This window comes from Cupriavidus sp. GW823-FHT07B10, assembly GCF_058794355.1.
Genome location: NZ_JBXAGS010000003.1, coordinates 44,492 through 62,226 on the forward strand (window position 1 = coordinate 44,492; position 17,735 = coordinate 62,226).

General features: G+C 66.2%; 13 protein-coding genes and 1 pseudogene. 8 read left to right on the top strand and 6 right to left on the bottom strand.

What is annotated here, in order from left to right; all coding sequences use genetic code 11:
• The first annotated feature begins 133 nt into the window (after window positions 1-133).
• Both AC1Q6V_RS07950 and AC1Q6V_RS07955 read left to right on the top strand, forming a co-directional pair.
• Window positions 134-904: a helix-turn-helix transcriptional regulator gene (locus AC1Q6V_RS07950; protein ID WP_492316304.1), complete on the top strand. Its 771-nt coding sequence runs from the start codon at window positions 134-136 to the stop codon at window positions 902-904.
• 192 nt (window positions 905-1,096) lie between these two features.
• Window positions 1,097-2,233 (top strand): helix-turn-helix transcriptional regulator, encoded by a 1,137-nt coding sequence (locus tag AC1Q6V_RS07955; RefSeq protein ID WP_010812604.1) that lies wholly within the window; start codon window positions 1,097-1,099, stop codon window positions 2,231-2,233.
• Window positions 2,234-2,351: 118 nt separating this feature from the next.
• On the opposite strand, the gene AC1Q6V_RS07960 is transcribed toward AC1Q6V_RS07955, so the two are convergent.
• Window positions 2,352-3,290: a LysR substrate-binding domain-containing protein gene (locus AC1Q6V_RS07960; protein ID WP_010812605.1), complete on the bottom strand. Its 939-nt coding sequence runs from the start codon at window positions 3,288-3,290 to the stop codon at window positions 2,352-2,354.
• Window positions 3,291-3,439: 149 nt separating this feature from the next.
• On the opposite strand from AC1Q6V_RS07960, the gene AC1Q6V_RS07965 reads away from it, so the two are divergent.
• The 4 genes from AC1Q6V_RS07965 (at window position 3,440) to AC1Q6V_RS07980 (ending at window position 9,296) form a co-directional block, all read left to right on the top strand.
• Entirely contained in the window at window positions 3,440-4,639 is a 1,200-nt protein-coding gene (locus AC1Q6V_RS07965; protein ID WP_058698307.1) for a fumarylacetoacetate hydrolase family protein, read from the top strand.
• Window positions 4,640-4,770: 131 nt separating this feature from the next.
• Window positions 4,771-6,102, top strand: coding sequence for an MFS transporter (locus AC1Q6V_RS07970; protein ID WP_058698306.1), 1,332 nt, complete (start codon window positions 4,771-4,773; stop codon window positions 6,100-6,102).
• Window positions 6,103-6,138: 36 nt separating this feature from the next.
• The gene (locus AC1Q6V_RS07975) at window positions 6,139-7,743 is read left to right on the top strand and encodes an aldehyde dehydrogenase (NADP(+)) (protein WP_058698305.1); all 1,605 of its coding nucleotides are present in this window, start codon (window positions 6,139-6,141) and stop codon (window positions 7,741-7,743) included.
• The gene (locus AC1Q6V_RS07980; RefSeq protein ID WP_454751344.1) at window positions 7,740-9,296 is read left to right on the top strand and encodes a UxaA family hydrolase; all 1,557 of its coding nucleotides are present in this window, start codon (window positions 7,740-7,742) and stop codon (window positions 9,294-9,296) included. Before AC1Q6V_RS07975 ends, AC1Q6V_RS07980 begins: the two co-directional genes overlap by 4 nt.
• 53 nt (window positions 9,297-9,349) lie before the next feature.
• Here the strand turns inward: AC1Q6V_RS07980 and AC1Q6V_RS07985 are convergent, their stop codons facing one another.
• The 5 genes and pseudogenes from AC1Q6V_RS07985 to AC1Q6V_RS08005 form a co-directional block, all read right to left on the bottom strand.
• Entirely contained in the window at window positions 9,350-10,129 is a 780-nt protein-coding gene (locus AC1Q6V_RS07985) for a DeoR/GlpR family DNA-binding transcription regulator (protein WP_010812610.1), read from the bottom strand.
• Between the two features lie 79 nt (window positions 10,130-10,208).
• On the bottom strand, window positions 10,209-11,210 hold the full coding sequence (pdxA, locus tag AC1Q6V_RS07990; protein ID WP_010812611.1) for a 4-hydroxythreonine-4-phosphate dehydrogenase PdxA: 1,002 nt from the start codon (window positions 11,208-11,210) through the stop codon (window positions 10,209-10,211).
• 36 nt (window positions 11,211-11,246) lie between these two features.
• A complete protein-coding gene (gene dtnK, locus AC1Q6V_RS07995) occupies window positions 11,247-12,494 on the bottom strand; it encodes a D-threonate kinase (protein ID WP_010812612.1) in 1,248 nt (415 codons plus the stop codon).
• Window positions 12,491-13,474 (bottom strand): 2-keto-3-deoxygluconate permease, encoded by a 984-nt coding sequence (locus tag AC1Q6V_RS08000; protein ID WP_010812613.1) that lies wholly within the window; start codon window positions 13,472-13,474, stop codon window positions 12,491-12,493. The genes dtnK and AC1Q6V_RS08000 overlap by 4 nt, the downstream gene beginning before the upstream one ends.
• Before the next feature lie 235 nt (window positions 13,475-13,709).
• Window positions 13,710-13,891, bottom strand: a pseudogene (locus tag AC1Q6V_RS08005) (2,4-dienoyl-CoA reductase); the annotation flags it as partial.
• 367 nt (window positions 13,892-14,258) lie between these two features.
• Between AC1Q6V_RS08005 and AC1Q6V_RS08010 the strand changes: the two are divergent.
• Together AC1Q6V_RS08010 and AC1Q6V_RS08015 are read left to right on the top strand one after the other, a co-directional pair.
• Window positions 14,259-15,653: a hypothetical protein gene (locus tag AC1Q6V_RS08010; RefSeq protein ID WP_454751345.1), complete on the top strand. Its 1,395-nt coding sequence runs from the start codon at window positions 14,259-14,261 to the stop codon at window positions 15,651-15,653.
• A gap of 242 nt (window positions 15,654-15,895) precedes the next feature.
• Window positions 15,896-17,698, top strand: a complete 1,803-nt coding sequence (locus AC1Q6V_RS08015) for a sulfatase family protein (protein WP_439669642.1) — start codon at window positions 15,896-15,898, stop codon at window positions 17,696-17,698.
• Window positions 17,699-17,735 lie beyond the last annotated feature (37 nt).

The following is a 17,735-nucleotide window of genomic DNA, read 5'->3' on the forward strand; positions in this document are numbered from 1 at the left end:
AACAACGGCCGGCGGCACCATGCCAGCGATCCCTACCACGCCGCGCTATGGCAGCGCGACTTCTCACTGGGACGGCTTTGTACTGGAGCGCCACCTGCTGCCCGCCGGCGCCCTGGACACCACGGTCATGCCCGTGCACTGCCTGGCCGTCCCGATCGGCCGGCATCCCGTCGCGATCCGCTGGCACGTCAACGGGCGGTGCCTGGACGGGGCGATGGCGCCAAACCAGGTCTATTTTCGCGCCGCAGGCGATGCGCTTTCCAGCGCCTGGTCAGCCCCGCTGGATGCCATCTATTTTTCCGTGCGGCCCGATGCCGTTGTCCTGGCGCATGAACAGACGCACGAACGCAGCGCGCCCGAGCTGCGCTCGGACTTCGCCGGCGGCGCCGACAATGGCCTGGTGCAACTGGTGCTGGCGCTGGACGCCCATGTGCGGGGCGGCAGCGTGGGCGGCAGCCTGCTCGACCAATCCTTGCTGCTGGCCATCAGCCTGCGCGTGGGCCTCCTCTATGGCGGCGGGAGGCAGGACGCAAGCGCTCTGGCAGGGCAACGGGGCCTTTTGTCCAGGCACACGCTGGCGCGGCTGGACGATTTCATCCTCGCCCACCTGTCTCAGCCGCTCACCATCGACGCGATCGCCGCAGCGGTTCATATCAGCCCCTTCCACCTGTGCCGGATGTTCCGCAAGACGCGCCAGGTCAGCCTTTGGCAATACGTGCTGAGTTGCCGCGTCGAGTATGCGCGCAAACTGATACGGCGCCACCCCGATATGTCCCTGTCCGATGTGGCGGCCGCAAGCGGGTTCGATTCCTACACACAATTCTTCGCTGCCTTCCGCAAGTTCAGCGGGGCATCGCCAAGCGATTTCCGCCGCAATGCGCATGTGCAGGCCAGGCAAGCCTGACCTGACAGCCGACGCACAAGCCTGCTCCCCAGAATTATTCGCAAGAAACCGCAAGTACGGGCGTGGCGGATCTCGTATTGTCCTTGTATCCCCCCGAATGGGGGACAAGTCAGACAGAGCAAGGCGGGCAATCAGGCCGCGCGGGGTAAACCCCCCGGCAGGTGCGCGGCGCAGGCGCCCAGGGGGAGCGCGATGAAAGAAGAAGTGATGCATCAGACCATACGAGGTCTGTACGAGGGCATCCTTGACGAAACCGCCTGGCAGTCCAGCCTGGCCCTGCTGCGCGATGCCAGTGAAAGCATGCACGCCGCGCTGGTGGAGTTCGACGCGCTCAGCCAGCGGTTGCGGGTCAGCGAGATCCATGCCCTGAACCAGGAACTGGTCGACGCCTACAACGACCACTACCAGGCCGAGGACCCGTCGCGGACATACACGCGCCAGATGGCGGTGGGTGACTGGTATATCGATTCGCGCGACCTGGGCCTGGCAAATATGAGCCGGCTGCCCTTTTATAGCGAGTTCATGCACGGGTTCAATCTGAGTTCCGTCATGGGCTGCCTGGTCGAGCGCAAGCCGCACCGCGAAATCTATTTGTCGCTGCAAAAGCCGCTCGGACAACAACCGTTCCACGCTGACGACGCGCGCCGGCTAGGCTGGGCCATCCCGCACCTGCGTCAGGCACTGAGCCTGCGCGAGCGCACGCTGGACGTCACCATGCTCGGTGAGCTCTCTGCGCAAGTGCTGGAGCGACTCCCCTTTGGCCTGATCGTCGTCGCGCCCGACGGCAAGGTGCTGCTCAGCAATGCCCGTGGCGAACACTGGGTGAGGCGGCTGTTGCCGGGCAAGCAGGGTGAGCCCGGAGCCCGGGCGTGCCATGACGACTGGTGCCTGAGCCGGCCGTTCCGGGAGATGCTGGCTGCGGCCTGCAGCCCTGAAGCGGCCATGCCGGCCCAGGCCGCGCATGCCCGTGACGGCAGCGGGCACAGCGCAAGCGTCATCGTGCTGCCGCTGCCGCCGGCCCATCGCCTGGCCAGCCGATGGCAGCGCCCCGCCGCCCTGGTTGCAGTCCGCGAGGTCGGCGCTGCTCCGCCCCAGCCCCTGCTGGCGGGCGTGCTACGCGAACTGTATGGCCTCACCGCATCCGAGGTTCGACTGGCGACCGTGCTCACCGCGGGCATCGGGCTGCCCGAAGCCTGCGCGCGGCTCGGCATCCGCCACGAGACTGCCCGCAGCCAGCTCAAAGCGATCTTCAACAAGACCGAGACCGGCAGCCAGGCCAGCCTCGCTCACCTGCTGAGCGAACTTGGTGCGTGCATGGGCCCTGGCTGATGACGGTCCGTTGCCGCTTTCGAGGGCCACGGACATGTCGAATACCAGGGAGCAATATTCACGTCTACACCGGGCCAGCGCATCCGACCCGCCTGCTATCTCCGATCCCCGTGCCGTCTCACCGGGCCGCCGCCCGTAGTGCCGCCATGAACTGCAGCATGGCCTCCGACGGCAGCTCATTCTTGCGGGTGACAATGCCGTAGCTCGACATGGCGCGCCGGATCGGCACCGGCACGTGCGCCAGCATGCCTTCCGCGACGAAGCGCTCGACCACGGCGCGCGGCTGCAGCGAAAGCATATCCGTCGCCTGCAGCAGTTCCAGGGTGGAAAAGATTGACGGTGTTTCCACCATGCCGACCAGGCCCTGGATGCCTGCCGCCGCAATGGTTTCATCGAACAGTTGCCGGATGGCGGTGAGCTGCGGGTAAAGGATCCACGGCCATGCGCCGATGTCGGCAATTTCCAGCCTGGGCCTGTCCAGCAGGGGATGTCCCGGCCGGCAGACGACCCATACCGGCTCTGGCGACAGTGCCTCGAAATCGAAGATCGCCTGGTGCCGTGGCTCGGTCAGACGCCCGACCATGATATCCAGCTTCCGGTCTTCCAGCCAGACGGCGAGCTGGTCACTGCTCTGCTCGATCAGCTTGACGACCAGCCGCGGGCGCTGCTGCAGGATCTCGCGGATCGCCGTGGTCACCACCTGCGCGGCCGACGCCGAAATCGCGCCAACGGTGAGGTGGCCGTGCCCGCCGGCCCGTAGCGCTTCCAGCTCGCTCACAAACTTGCCGAGCTCGGCCAGCGCCGTCGACGCGTAGCGCAGCGCGAACTCGCCCAGTTCGGTCGGGCGCATATCCCTTGGCAAGCGATCGAACAGCCTGGCCTGCAGGGTGTCTTCAATATCGCTCAGTATCTTCGTGGCAGCCGGCTGGGTGATATGCAATTGCTCGGCCGCGATGCGCAGGTTGCGGCTGCGTCCCAGCACATCCAACAGCTGCAGGTGCCGGAAGCGCAGCTTGGCGAGCACGGCGGAAGGGGCGGAAGCAGTCTGTCTGGCCATGAAGGGGTAAACCCGGCTGAATCAATAACTAAACGGAATCGATTCTACCCAATTATCGATTGGATGTTTATGGGACTGCCACGTAGAGTTCCACCCGACGCCGCGGTGGTCGCGGCGCTCATGACAACAACATCAGGTGGAGACAATCGATGGCATTGCCGCTCACGCTCAGCGCAACGCAAACGCTTCCTGCCGACGGGCTGGCGGGGACGCTGGTCGGCCGCGCATGGATCCCGGCCAGTGACGGCGCTCCGGCCGGCCCGGCTGTCGTGGTCCTGCGGCCGGATGGGGTATTCGACATATCGGATGTCGCTCCGACCATGAGCACCCTGCTCGAACAGGGCGACCCGGTGACGGTCGTGCACAATACGCCCGGCCGCTGGATCGGCAAGCTCGACGACCTGCTGGCCAACACGGCCGATCCGCGCGGCAGCGACAGCGTGGCCCGCCTGCTGGCGCCATGCGACCTGCAGGTGATCAAGGCGGCAGGCGTGACCTTTGCCGGCAGCCTGGTCGAGCGTGTCATCGAAGAGCAGACCAAGGGCGACCCGCAAGGCGCCGCCGAGGTCCGCAACCGGATCCAGGCGCTGGTGGGCGAGCGCCTGTCCCGGATCCGGCCGGGTTCCCGCGAGGCGGGCGAACTCAAGGCCTTGCTGATCGAGCATGGCATGTGGTCACAATACCTTGAGGTGGGCATCGGCCCGGACGCCGAGATCTTCACCAAGGCACCGCTGCTTTCGGCGCTTGGCACCGGCACGGAAATCGGCCTGCATCCCGGCTCGGCATGGAACAATCCGGAACCCGAGATCGTGCTGGCCATCAACAGCCGCGGTGATGTGCTCGGCGCCACGCTGGGCAATGACGTCAACCTGCGCGACTTCGAGGGCCGCAGTGCGTTGCTGCTGGGCAAGGCCAAGGACAATAACGGCTCCTGCGCGATCGGTCCGTTCCTGCGCCTGTTCGACCAGAGCTTCTCGCTCGACGACGTGCGGCGGGCGACGGTGGATCTGCGCGTCGATGGCCTGGACGGCTTCGTGTTGTCCGGCACCAGCTCGATGGACCAGATCACGCGCGACCCGCTGGAGCTGGCCGAGCAGGCAATGGGGGCGACCCACCAGTATCCTGATGGCGCCATGCTGTTCCTCGGCACGCTGTTCGCGCCGGTGGAAGACCGCGACACCGCGGGCGGCGGCTTCACCCACAAGGATGGTGATCTTGTCACCATCTCCAGCCGCCAGCTCGGCAGCCTGGTCAACCGCGTGGGCCGCAGCGACCGTATCACTCCGTGGACGTTCGGCGTACGCGCCCTGATGGCCAACCTGGCCGCACGTGGCCACACCACTTTCTGAACGGCGATTTCTGAACGGGCGCCACGGCGCCCCGCCCTGAACACCGCAGCAACCCTCGCGCAAGCAAAAGACGGGGATGCCGCAATCCATGACATGAGGCCGCGGCGCGGCTTCGTACCGGAGACAAACCCATGCAGACTCAAGCTGCCAACCGCGATCCGCTCGCAAGCGCGGTAAGCAAGGCCCGCCTGCGCCTCGCGCCTTTCCTTGCACTGATGTTCGCGCTGTCGATGCTCGACCGCTCCAACGTCGGCTTCGTCAAGCAAGCCCTGATGGTCGATTCCAATATCGGCAATGCGGCCTATGCGCTTGGCGCCGGCATCTTCTTCATCGGCTATGCCGTCTTCGAAATCCCCAGCAACCTGATCCTGCACCGGGTCGGCGCCAGGGTCTGGCTCAGCCGCATCATGGTCACCTGGGGGCTGGCGTCGGCGGCCATGATGTTCGCGCATGACGAGACCTCGTTCTACGTGCTGCGCTTTATCCTTGGCGTCGCCGAGGCGGGCTTCTCGCCGGGCGTGATCCTGTACTCGACCTACTGGTTCCCTGCCAGCCAGCGCGGCAAGGCGCTCGGCGTCTACTACTTCGGCTTGCCGGTGGCACTGGTGCTGGGCGGGCCGGTCTCGGGGCTGCTGCTCGATGTGATGGGTGGCCAGCTGGGCCTGCGCAACTGGCAATGGATGTTCATCATCGAAGGCCTGGCGGCGTCCGTGGTGGGCGTGATCGCCTTCTTCTACCTGGTCAGCAAGCCGCGCGATGCCAAGTGGCTGAACGCCGACGAGAAGACTGCGCTCGAAGCCGCTATCGCCGCGGAAGACAACCAGAAGACCGCGCATGGCCCGGCAACCGCACTGAGCGCGCTGGGCAACTGGCAAGTGCTGCGTTTCGTCGCCATCTACTTCGCCATCCAGGTCAGCGTCTACGGCGTCATCTTCTACCTGCCGACGCGTATTTCCGAGCTGACCGGCACAGCGATCGGTGCCAAGGTCGGCCTGCTCACCGCGATTCCGTGGCTGTGCGCGCTGGTTTCCCTGCGCCTGATCACCGGCATCGCGGATGCCAGGGGCAAGCAACGGGAATTCGCCATGGCCATGCTCGCCATGGCGGCCACCGGCATCGCACTGTCGACGCTGGGGCACGAACTGGCGCCCGTGCTGATGGCGTTCTGCCTGGCTACCGTCGGCTTTGTCGTGGTCCAGCCGCTGTTCTGGACGCTGCCCACCGCGTACCTGAGTGGCACCGCCGCGGCCAGCGGCATCGCCCTGATCGGTGCGCTGGGCAATCTCGGTGGCTTTATCGCGCCGACGCTGAAGACCGCGGTCGAATCCGCATTCCATAGCCAGCAAGCGGGCATGCTGGCCCTGGCCATCGCGGGCGTGGTCGGTGTGCTGCTGCTGATGAGCATCGGCGCACGGGCCCGCCGCACCGCGACGTTGCGGCTTGGTTCCTCCGAGGCGGCCTGACTGTGTCCCGTATTCCCTGCACCAAAACACCCTGACATGACCATCCTCGGACTTCACTACATCGGCGGCGAACGCCGTGCTGCCGGCACCCCGCTGTTCAGCATCGACGCCGTGACCGGCGAGCGGCACCCGGTCAGCTTCCAGGAAGCCACCGAAGCCGAAGTTGCAGCAGCCGCGCTGGCCGCGCACCAGGCCTTCCCCGCATTGCGCGCCACCAGCCCGGCCGAACGCGCCGCGCTGCTGGAGACCATTGCCGATGAAATCGATGCGCTGGACCAGGCGTTCATCGCGGCGGCCAGCCGCGAGACCGCCCTGCCGCCGGCGCGGCTGGAAGGCGAGCGCAAGCGCACCAGCAATCAGCTGCGCATGTTCGCGGCCACGGTACGGCGCGGCGACTTCCTCGATGTCCGCATCGACCGCGCGCAGCCTGCGCGCCAGCCGCTGCCGCGACCCGACCTGCGGCAGTACCGCGTCGGCGTGGGTCCGGTGGCGGTCTTCGGCGCAGGCAATTTCCCGCTCGCATTCTCGGTGGCCGGCGGCGACACGGCTTCGGCGCTGGCAGCGGGCTGCCCGGTGGTGGTGAAGGCGCATCCGGGCCACATGGTCACGTCTGAATACGTTGCCAATGCGATCGAACGCGCGATCGCGCGCTGCGGTGCGCAGGCGGGCGTCTTCAACATGGTGTTCGGCACCGCAGCCGCCGGGGCGGCACTGGTACGGACGCCGCACATCAAGGCAGTAGGCTTTACCGGATCACTGGCTGCGGGCCGGGCTTTGTTCGATCTGGCGCACTCGAGGCCGGATCCGATTCCGGTGTTTGCGGAGATGTCGAGCGTGAACCCGGTGATCCTGATGCCCTCGGCACTGTCCGCGCGCGGCGCGCAGATTGCGCGCGAACTGGCGGCCTCGGTCACCTTCGGCTGCGGCCAGCTCTGCACCAACCCGGGGGTGGTGCTTGGCATCCGCTCACCGGCATTCGATGCGTTCGTCGCCGAACTTGGCACGGCACTGGCGCTGGCCGAACCGCAGCCCATGCTGGGCGCCGACATCCGGGAGAATTTCCAGCGCGGGCTGGCCGGCTTGCGCGAAGTCCCCGGCGTGGAAGTCCTGGTGTCAAAGCAAGCTGACGGCCGCATTGGCGGACATCTGCTGAAGGCAGATCGCAGCGTGCTATTTGCGGAAAATCGTCCGCTGGAGGAGGAGGTATTCGGCCCGTCGACGGTGATCGTCGCGCTGGATTCCGAAAATGACTTCCTGGCCTTTGCCGAACGGATGCGCGGCCAGCTTACGGCCACGCTGATGGCCGACGACGGTGACCTCCATCACCACGCCGCGCTGATCGAGCTATTGGAAAGCAAGGTCGGCCGTTTGCTCTTCAACGGTTATCCGACCGGCGTGGAGGTCAGCGACGCCATCGTCCACGGTGGCCCCTACCCGGCTACCACCGATGCGCGCGGCACCTCCGTCGGCAGCGCTGCCATCGAGCGCTTCCTGCGCCCGGTGTGCTACCAGAACTATCCCGATTCCGTGCTCCCACCGGCCTTGCGCGACCGTAACCCGTGGCAGCTGCCGCGCCTGGTCGACGGCGTGCCGACACGCGCCGCGCTGCAAGGCGCGCACGATCTGGAGGCCGAAGCATGAGCGTCGTCCTGGAACAGGAAGCAGCAACCGCCGCCGAACCCGTCATACGGCTGCATCCGGATGACGATGTCGTCATCGCGCGTGCGCAACTGGTGGCAGGCGCGCGCCTCGGCTCAGGCCTGGTGGTACGCGGCCTGGTGCCCGCAGGGCACAAGCTGGCAGTGCGCGCACTCGAGGCTGGCGCGCCAGTGCGCCGCTACGGACAGGTCATCGGCTTCACCACTCGCCCGGTCGCGCCTGGCGAGCACGTCCACACCCACAACCTGGCCATCGGCGAGTTCGAGCGCGACTACGCGTTTGGCACCGGTAAGCGCCCTGCCCCGGTCGCGGCGCAGCGCGCGCAATTCATGGGCATCGTTCGCGCCGATGGGCGGGTCGGCTCGCGCAACTACATCGGCATCCTTACCTCCGTCAATTGCTCGGCCACCGCGGCACGCGCCATCGCCGAGCATTTCCGGCGCGAGCTCAATCCGCATGCGCTGGCAGACTACCCGAACGTGGATGGCGTAGTGGCCCTGACGCACGGGCAAGGCTGCGCGGTGGATGGCGAAGGCGAAGGCCTGGCGCTGCTGCGGCTCACGTTGTCGGGCTATGCGCGCCACCCCAACTTTGCAGCCGTGCTGATCGTCGGGCTGGGCTGCGAAACCAACCAGATCGACGGCCTGCTCGACAGCGAGGGACTGGCGCGCGGCGCCGCGCTGAAAACCATGACCATCCAGGCCACCGGCGGCACGGCCCGTACGGTGGCGGCAGGCATCGAGCAGATCAAGGCGATGCTGACCGACGCCAACCGGGTGCGACGCGAGCCCGTCGATGCCAGCCACCTGGTGGTCGGACTGCAATGCGGCGGCTCCGACGGCTATTCCGGCATCAGCGCCAATCCCGCGCTTGGCGCAGCCGTCGACCGGCTGGTGGCGCACGGGGGTACCGCCATCCTGTCGGAGACGCCGGAGATTTATGGCGCCGAGCATTTGCTGACGCGCCGTGCCGTCTCGCCGGAAGTCGGGCACAAGCTGCTCGACCGGATCCGCTGGTGGGAAGCCTACTGCACGCGCATGAACGCCAGCCTGGACAACAACCCGTCCGCCGGCAACAAGGCGGGCGGGCTCACCACCATCCTGGAGAAATCGCTCGGTGCCGTGGCAAAGGGCGGCACCACCAACCTGGTCGACGTATACCGCTACGCAGAGCCGGTGGAGGCGGCTGGCCTGGTCTTCATGGACACCCCTGGCTACGATCCGGTCTCGGCGACCGGGCAGGTGGCCGGCGGCGCCAACCTGATCTGCTTTACCACCGGGCGCGGCTCCGCCTATGGCTGTGCACCGTCCCCGTCCCTGAAGCTCGGCACCAATACTGCCTTGTGGCAGCGCCAGCAGGAGGATATCGACATCAACTGCGGCACCGTGATCGATGGCTCGCAGACGATCGACGAGCTTGGGGAAGAGATCTTCCGCCTGATGCTGGCGACGGCTTCGGGACAGCGGTCAAAGAGCGAACTGCACGGTTACGGCCAGAACGAGTTCGTTCCCTGGCAGCTTGGCGCGATCACCTGACGGGGCGTCGCTCGCAGAATTAGCGCTTCTCAGCAGCAGCTGCGCGCGGGGAATCAGTCGGGGGCGACCGCCACACGTACCTGCTTCAATGCCTGGAACGGTTCCAACTGCTCGGCCGTGGCCGCCGCATCGGTAATCAACGTCCATGCGCGGTCGAGCGGCGTCCAGTGCTGCTGCTGTGCCCGGCCCAGCTTGGTAGCGTCGGCCAGCACAAAGATATCGGCCGCCTGGCGGACGATGCACTCCTTCAGGTAGGCCTGCTCCGCGCTGGCTTCGCACAGCCCCACGCCTGCAACCACGCCGTCCGCGCCAAGGAACGCCTTGTCGACGCTGATGCGCGACAGCGTTACCTGGGCCAGCGGACCGAAGGTGCCCATGCTGGAGGGGCGCACGTCGCCGCCGATCAGCGTCACGCGGATGCCGGGCAGGCCGGTGAGCGCGGTGACGGCCAGCAGGTTGGTGGTATAGACATGGAGGTCCTCGCGCGCCCCCAGCTGCCGAGCCAGCGCGGCGGCCGTGGTGCCGCTATCGAGCAGCACGGCGTCGCCGTCCTGCACGAAGCTCGCCGCCAGGCGGGCAATGGCTTCCTTCTGCTCACGCTGCAGCGACTTGCGCTCCTCAAGCGAAGCCTCGGGCTCGTGGCCGCCCACCTGCATCAGCGCGGCGGCGCCGCCATAGGTCCGCACAATGCGACCCTCGCGAGCCAACGCGGTCAGATCGCGGCGCACCGTGGCCACGGATACCCCGAGGCTGCCGGTCAACTGTTCGACATTGGCGACCTCGCCCGAGAGCACGAGTTCGAGAATGGCGCGGCGGCGGTCGGCGGCTTTCATGGCAGGCGAAATGAAAATGGGGGATCCTCAACGATCCCCGATCTTACAGGAGCCGGCAGCCCCGGCGTGCGCCGATGGCTCAGGCGCGGCGCGTGGCCAGCTCAGCGCCCTGGCGCAGCGCCTCCAGCAGGCTGCGTTCGTCGGCGATCCCCTTGCCGGCGATGTCGAAGGCGGTGCCGTGATCAACCGACGTGCGGATGACCGGCAGGCCCACCGTGATGTTGACGCCGGCCTCCAGGCCGAGCACCTTGACCGGCCCATGGCCCTGGTCGTGGTACATCGCCACCACCAGATCGAAGTCCCCGCGGCCGGCGCGATAGAACAGCGTGTCGGCGGGCAGCGGACCTTCCACGTCCCGGCCGCGCGCGCGCAAGGCCTCGACCGCCGGGATGATTTTTTCCGCCTCCTCGCCGTGGCCGAACAGGCCGTTCTCGCCGGCGTGCGGATTGATGCCGCACACGCCGATGCGCGGCGATGCAATGCCAGCGCGCTGCAGCGTCTGATGGCCGCGCTCAATGGTGCGCTGGACCAGCCCCGGCTCGATCTTGCGGATGGCGTCGAGCAGGCCGATGTGCGTGGTGACGTGGATCACGCGCAGCTTCGGCGCCACCAGCATCATCGACACCTCCGGGGTGCCGGTCAGGTACGCCAGCATTTCCGTGTGGCCGGGAAACTTGTGACCCCCCGCGTGCAGGGCTTCCTTGTTCAGCGGCGCTGTGCAGATCGCATCGATCTTCTCGTCGCGGGTCAGCGCCACCGCGCGCTCGATGTAGCGGAAGGCGGCATCACCGGCGACGGCGGACAGCTTGCCGAAGGGCAGGCCTTCCGGGATCAGGCCCAGGTCGATGCAGTCGATGGTGCCGGACTGGAAGCGCGCTTCCTCCGGGGCCTGGATGGCGCGCAGCTTGAGCGGGGAGCCGACGAGCCGGCCGGCCACTTCCAGCCGGCGCGCGTCGCCGATGACGAGCGGGCGGCATTGCGCACGAACGCTGTCATGCGCGAGGCTCTTGACGATGACTTCGGGGCCGATGCCTGTGGCATCGCCCATGGTGATACCGATGACGGGGAGGTAGTCGCTCATTGATGTGTCTCTTGTCGAGTGTGGCGCGGCGCGCCGTCAGGCTGACGGCGCGCGGGATTCAGTCATAGCCTGCCAGGCATGCCACAGGGCGGCCTCGGAGCCGAATGCGCCGGCCTTAGTAGCAACGCGGCGCGCGGGCACGCCGGGCAGCGCAGGGGTGTCGGACAAGGGCACACCGGGCTCGACTTCGCGCCGCAGCATCAGGGCGCCGATGCCGGCCGCCGAGAGCATGGCCCGGGCCGTCTCGCCGCCGGTGGCGATCAGGCCGCGCGTATGCTGGAAGCCGGGCAGGGACAATTGCGCCAGCGCGGCGCTCAGGCGCGGCCCTTCGCCCGGGTCGAACGCGTCGTCGCGACCAATGCTGACCAGCAGGTCGCGGCCAGCCCGCAGGCATCCGGTGATCGATTGCTGCGCGGCGTCCCAGTCAGCGTGGCCCGCGCCTTCACGCAAGATCCGCGGCGGAACCACCAGCGACTGCATCCCGGTGCGTTCGCGCAGGCAAGCGGCCTGTCGCCCGGAGATGCCCGAGAGGCTGCCGACCAGCGTCAAGACCGGGCCGCCCTCAGGGGCAGGCAGCGGCTGCGGCGCACCGCCCTCGAACAGGCATGGTGCAGCCAGCGCACGAGCCAGGCCGCCCGAGCCGACCCAGAATGCGGGGACGTCGAGCTGCGCCGTGGCCGCGGCGAGCGCCGCCAGGTCTTGCTCCGTCTGCGCATCGCAGACTACCGCCCGCACACCTTCGCGCGCCAGTCCGGCGATGGTTAGCCGCAGGGTCGCGTCACCCGCACGCACCGTGTCCAGCGGCAACAGGGTCGCCCGCAGCCCCCGCGCGGCCAGCAGCGCGACAAGGTCGGCACGTCCGGTAAGCGCTTCCAGGCGCCAGATGTCGGAGTCTTCCAGCGGCTGGCCGTTCACGAACATGCAGCCGCCGGCCGTGGTGCGGCCAGTGGCCGGAAAGGCCGGCGCGACGATGGCAAGGCCGGCCAGCGGCGCCAGCGCCGCGGTTTCGGCAGCCCAGTTGCCTCGCAACGTGGAATCGATCTTCTTGTACAGCCGCCGGCTGGCGCCCTGGCCGCGATGCCAGGCTTCGAGATTGCGCGCCGCCGCCTCCTGGGGCGCCATGCGGCGGCTGTCGACGTCGCAAGCCACTACGTCGGCCTGCGACAGGTCCGCGCCCGCAGGCGCCGCCTCCAGCGTTACAACGGTCCGGGCGCCAGACATGGCGTAGCCGATCGCGCAGTCGGCCGCGCCTGACAGGTCGTCGGCGATGATAAGCCAGCTCATGCGGCGGTCCTCACCAACGCCTCGGCCTCCTTGCCCGCCACGCGGCGGGCAATCCAGGCGGTCACCAATGGCGTCAGTACGGCGGTGACCACCACGCAGGCGGCCACCAGGATCGTGGCGCTCTTGGCCGATTCTGCGTAGACCGGATTAGCCGCCGCTACCAGCGTCGGCACGGCGGCGGCATTGCCGGCGGTGCTGGCGGCTGCGACACCTGCCACACCCGTGCCGCCGGTGAGGCGGTCAGCGAAGTACAGCGCGCAGCCGGTGACGGCCACCACGGCAACACCAAGGCCGAGGCCCAGCATGCCCGCCTGCCAGACCTTGTGCAGGTCCAGGCCTGCGCCCAGCGCCAGTGCGAAAAAGGGAATCATGACCGGCACGGCCTTACCCAGGAAATCGCGCATCTCCCGATCCAGGTTGCCCAGCAACATGCCGAGCATGAGCGGAAGAATGCTGCCGACCATCGTCGGCCATGGGAACGCGGACAAACCCGCCACGCCCAGCGTCACCATCGTCAGGAACGGGCCGGACTCGAGCGACATGATGCTGTAGGCGCCCACGTCTTCAGGCTTGCCGTACTGGCCCATCAGCGCCATGTACAGGCCGCCGTTGGTGTCGTTCATCGCGGCCACCACGGCAAGCGTCGACAGGCCGGCAAACATCCCGGCACTGATCGGCGCCTCGCCCAGGAAGTGCCCCATGATCACGCCCAACACCATTGCCGTGCCGACCTTGGTGCCGAACAACACGCCGCCCTTCTTGAGAATGTAAGGCGTGGCTTTGATGTTGATGCTTGCCCCCATGCAGACATAGAACACCGCGAGGATGGGCAGGGCACCGGTAAAAAGCGCGCCGGTAAACGATCCAAAAAACTTCGGCCCATCCGGCGCGAACGTGGCAACGAGCGAACCGATCAGCAGCGGCACGATCATCATGCCGCCGGGCACGCGCTCGATGGCGCGTTTGATAGAAATCTGCATGGTTGTCTCCTGCCGCTGAGGATGCGGCCTTGTATGTTTCGAGCAAACATTTGATCGAATCGATCAAATGTCATCAGAGTGTAGTGCAGCTGACTGAATTTGACTAGTTCAATCATTTATTTGATCGAAAGGATCACATCGAGACAGAATACTGGCAGGTAGCGGGTTCAGAAAAGGCACCGCAGGTCACTCCATTGTGTCCTGCGACATGCCGAGCACCGGCCCTCTGCGTCGTCTATCCGCGATAGCGCCGCGTCTGGCACGAGGTGCTGCAACACTGGCGCCGTGAGGGGCGAGATGCGTGGATCCGTGACACGCCCCTCGCTGAGCCGTTTGAGCTGGAATTTGACGACGGCCATTGGCCAGGGAGCCCGGCATCTTGTTCCTCCAGGTGATCGACCGCAGCGCGGGCGCACTGATCGACGAGATCAACGGCAACAGGGAAGGTGAAGATTGCGAGGACAAGGCCAGGCGGGTCCTAAAGCGATTGAATCAGGATGACAACAGCGCCCGGGCTGGTCTCCCTGGCCGTAGGACGAGGACGTCAAGAAAAGGAATTCCTCTGTAACGAGGCGTCAGGTTCGCCTATGCTGTCCAATGCGGCAGATGCAAAATCCGCACAGGTCCGACGGATCTGAAAACAAGAAGGGGGAAGTCCCCGGAACGGAAAGCGCCATCCGGATTGCGCTTTCCGTGCGCTTGCTTGGCCGAGTCACGGGGTGGTGACCCATCGCACACGAGGCATATTGCCAGCTCGTGGGCGGGATTCTCCGTTGACGACAACATGACAGACGCTTTCCTGTTCAGTAAGCCGTTCACGTTTCTCGCCTGCGCCGGCATGTCGGAAGTCAGGGAAGGGGTTGATGTACTGGAAGCCCTCCCCGGCCACTTGTTCTGGCTCGAGAACGAGGACTATATCCGCCGGGTCTTCGTGCCCGATTTCCTGGAACAGAGCCGCGCCGCCCTTGAGGCGGTGATGCCGGACGGGCCAGCGCTGATCGATGCGATGGCCGACGAGATCCGGCACAGCCCCCGCCTGCTGCCGGATCTGCAGCGCCTCTCTCCGGAGGTGGCCGCTGCCGCCCACTCGTACTGCTATTGGCGCTACAGCGCAGACGTGGTCGGGCGCGCGCAGGGAATTCCGCGCAGCGCCATCGAGCGCCAGTTCGACCGGGCCGCGCGGCCTCGGGACGGCGCGCACAAGCTGCAATGGATCTGCCCGTGCTGCGACGGACTGGCGCACTATCAGGTCGACGGGCTGCTGGCCTCGCAGCGGCCGGCACGGCAAGGCGGTTTTTCACTCGAATGCGCACACTGCGGACACCAGGAACGGCTGTACGCCGGTTTCCTGCATGCGGGCCGGCTGGAATGCCGCTGCGCGCATTGCACGGGGTTTATCAGGACGCTGGCCGGCCAGCTGGCCAGGCCTGCGCGCAGGCTGTGCGCGGCGCTGGAGGACTATGCATGGATGCATGCCGTGGATACCGCGGCAGAAATCCGCGAACTCTGGGAAACGTCATTGCAGATGCTGGCAAGCGGTGCCAGGCCGTCAGACAACGCGATGGCATTCGCCCTGGCCATCCAGTCAGGCGAGGCGCGCCCGATCCCGGAGATCCTCAGCCAGATCGACCCGACCCTCGAAGGCCGGTTCGACAAGAATCCAAGGGCCTGGGTACTGCTGTGCGAGCTGCTGCGCGAAGGCGTGCTGGACGCCGACTGCGCAATCTATGACCACGACGGCCGCCAGCACGTGGCACTTGAGCTAGCCCTGCTCGAAGACGACCAGGCGGCCGACAGCGCCACTGCACAGGACAGCCTGGCTACCTTGCTGAAGGGCTACCAGCCACCGGAGCGTGATGCCTTCATCAACTGGCTGAAGGCGCTGAAGCGCTTGCGGCTTTGCACCGCCAGGTTCAATGCCGCCGTGGACGTTGCCTGGAAGCCCAACCTGGAGCATTGCCGCATCCTGACCGCGCGATGGTCTGACGGCCAGGGAGCGCCCGCCGTGCAAGCCAGCGCCGCGTGGCTGCCCCCCGCGCCGCGCCCGCGCCGCCCGGAACGGCCGGTGTACCTGGACGCAGAGCTGGAGGCGGTGCAGTTGCTGAAGTCGCTGGGCTATATCGTCCTCAGTCCTGAGGAGATTCGCTCGCAACGAGATCCCATCGAGGATATGTCGTGAACCGGAAAGCGCAGTCCCAGGGTGTCGGGAATTTTGTCCGCACTCCGATCATCTGCGGAACGTAGTTCGACTGCCTGAGCCGCGAATGTGTGTGGTTGCCAACCATCGCCTCCTGCCGGCGCCGCACGCTGCCTTGGCGGCAAAAAGTGCGCTTGCTAGACTGTCTTACGCATGCCTGGGCGGGCCTGCGGCAGCACAGCGTCCACCCGCCATGGGCCGCGCAATCAGGCAGGGAGAAGCCAATGAGCAACGACGACAAGCCTGGCGGCACATTGACGCGGCGCGATTTCCTCCTGACTACCGGGATTGGGGCCATGGCCCTGGGTCTTGGCGCAGGCGCGGATGCCAAGGATGCGCCAGCCGGGGCAAGCGACGCGGCCCAGGCCGCTGGGAGCCTGCCTTCGGGACCGTACAACATCCTGTTCATCCTTGTTGACCAGGAGCGCTACTTCCGACCTGGCGAGTTGCCCAGGGGCTATGGCCTGCCTGCACATGAACGCTTGATGAAGCGCGGTACGACCTTTGTCAATCACCGCATAAATTCATGTGTTTGCACCCCGTCCCGCTCAGTTCTGTACACGGGCCAGCACATCCAGCACACCCGGATGTTCGACAACACGAACTTCCCGTGGATTAGCAGCATGTCAACAGAAATACGGACGCTCGGTGACATGCTGCGTGACGCCGGCTATTACACCGCCTACAAGGGCAAGTGGCACCTCACCAAGGAATTCGAAACCGTCAACAAGCTTGGCACGCCAACCAAGATCTTCACTCAGGAAATGGAAGCCTATGGCTTTTCCGACTACATCGGAATCGGCGACATTATTGCCCACACCAGCGGTGGGTACCTGCACGACGGGGTGATTGCAGCAATGGGTGTGAGCTGGCTGCGCGGGAAAGGGAGCGAGCTCGCGGCACAGGGCAAGCCATGGTTCCTGGCCGTCAACCTCGTCAACCCGCACGACGTGATGTTCTACGACACCGACGCGCCCGGCACCGAGGTTCAGGCAATGCGCGGCCTCGCACATGTCGCGCGCGACCCGGCCGACCCGCTATACGGCAAGCAGTGGCAATTCATGCTGCCGGCAAGCCGGAAACAGGCGCTTGACGCGCCGGGGCGCCCTGCGGCACACCGCGATTTCCTGCGCTCGCACGACGCCCTGGTCGGAGCCATTCCAAATGAAGACGCGCGCTGGCACCGGCGGCACAACTATTACCTGAACTGCATGCGCGATGTCGACCGGAATATCGCTGCCGTATTGGCCGCGCTCGATGCTGCAGGACTTTCCGACAAGACCATCGTAGTCCTGACATCGGATCACGGTGACATGGACGGTGCCCACCAGCTCCATGCAAAAGGCGCTGTCTCCTATCGGGAGCAGAACAACGTGCCGTTGGTCATTGCCCATCCCGCCTATCACGGTGGCAAGCAGTGTCGCGCCGTCACCTCGCATCTGGACATCGCGCCCACCCTGGTTGCATTGACTGGCGTCGCGACTGACAAGCGCGCAGCCATCGTCAAGGGATTACCGGGAAAGGATTTTTCCCGCTTGCTCGCAAAGCCTGGGGCAGCCGAAGCAAACGCCATTCGCGATGGCGCGCTGTTTTGCTACAACATGCTGGCCTACCTGGATGGCGATTTTCTTTTCAAGGCTGTTGCCCATCTGCAGGGCGGTGGCAAGCCCGACCAGCTCAAGCAGGCCGGTATCCGCCCGGACCTGATGAAGCGCGGCGCAGTGCGTTCGATCTACGATGGACGCTACAGCTTTGCACGGTATTTTTCCCCCAGGCAGCATAACAAGCCGACGACCCTGGAGGAGCTCTACCGGTTCAACGACGTTGAGTTGTACGATCTGCAGACCGATCCATTCGAGATGAACAACCTGGCGGCAGGCGAAAAGCAACGGGAACTACTAGTCGCCATGAACGAAAAGCTGAATCAGCTGATTGATGCCGAGGTTGGCGAGGACCGTGGCCAGATGCTGCCCGGTGGCATTGACGCAGGATGGGAAGTCAGTGCGGAAACGATGGCGGGAGCCTGACCGCACCGGCCCGGACAGCTTAGGCTGCCCGATGGGG

Coding starts and splice junctions, on each gene's coding strand:
- AC1Q6V_RS07955 (WP_010812604.1), top strand. CDS start 1,097: ATGAAAGAAGAAGTGATGCATCAGACCATACGAGGTCTGTACGAGGGC.
- AC1Q6V_RS07975 (WP_058698305.1), top strand. CDS start 6,139: ATGACCATCCTCGGACTTCACTACATCGGCGGCGAACGCCGTGCTGCC.
- AC1Q6V_RS08000 (WP_010812613.1), bottom strand. CDS start 13,474: ATGCAGATTTCTATCAAACGCGCCATCGAGCGCGTGCCCGGCGGCATG.
- AC1Q6V_RS07985 (WP_010812610.1), bottom strand. CDS start 10,129: ATGAAAGCCGCCGACCGCCGCCGCGCCATTCTCGAACTCGTGCTCTCG.
- AC1Q6V_RS07965 (WP_058698307.1), top strand. CDS start 3,440: ATGGCATTGCCGCTCACGCTCAGCGCAACGCAAACGCTTCCTGCCGAC.
- AC1Q6V_RS08010 (WP_454751345.1), top strand. CDS start 14,259: ATGACAGACGCTTTCCTGTTCAGTAAGCCGTTCACGTTTCTCGCCTGC.
- dtnK (WP_010812612.1), bottom strand. CDS start 12,494: ATGAGCTGGCTTATCATCGCCGACGACCTGTCAGGCGCGGCCGACTGC.
- AC1Q6V_RS07960 (WP_010812605.1), bottom strand. CDS start 3,290: ATGGCCAGACAGACTGCTTCCGCCCCTTCCGCCGTGCTCGCCAAGCTG.
- AC1Q6V_RS08015 (WP_439669642.1), top strand. CDS start 15,896: ATGAGCAACGACGACAAGCCTGGCGGCACATTGACGCGGCGCGATTTC.
- AC1Q6V_RS07970 (WP_058698306.1), top strand. CDS start 4,771: ATGCAGACTCAAGCTGCCAACCGCGATCCGCTCGCAAGCGCGGTAAGC.
- pdxA (WP_010812611.1), bottom strand. CDS start 11,210: ATGAGCGACTACCTCCCCGTCATCGGTATCACCATGGGCGATGCCACA.
- AC1Q6V_RS07980 (WP_454751344.1), top strand. CDS start 7,740: ATGAGCGTCGTCCTGGAACAGGAAGCAGCAACCGCCGCCGAACCCGTC.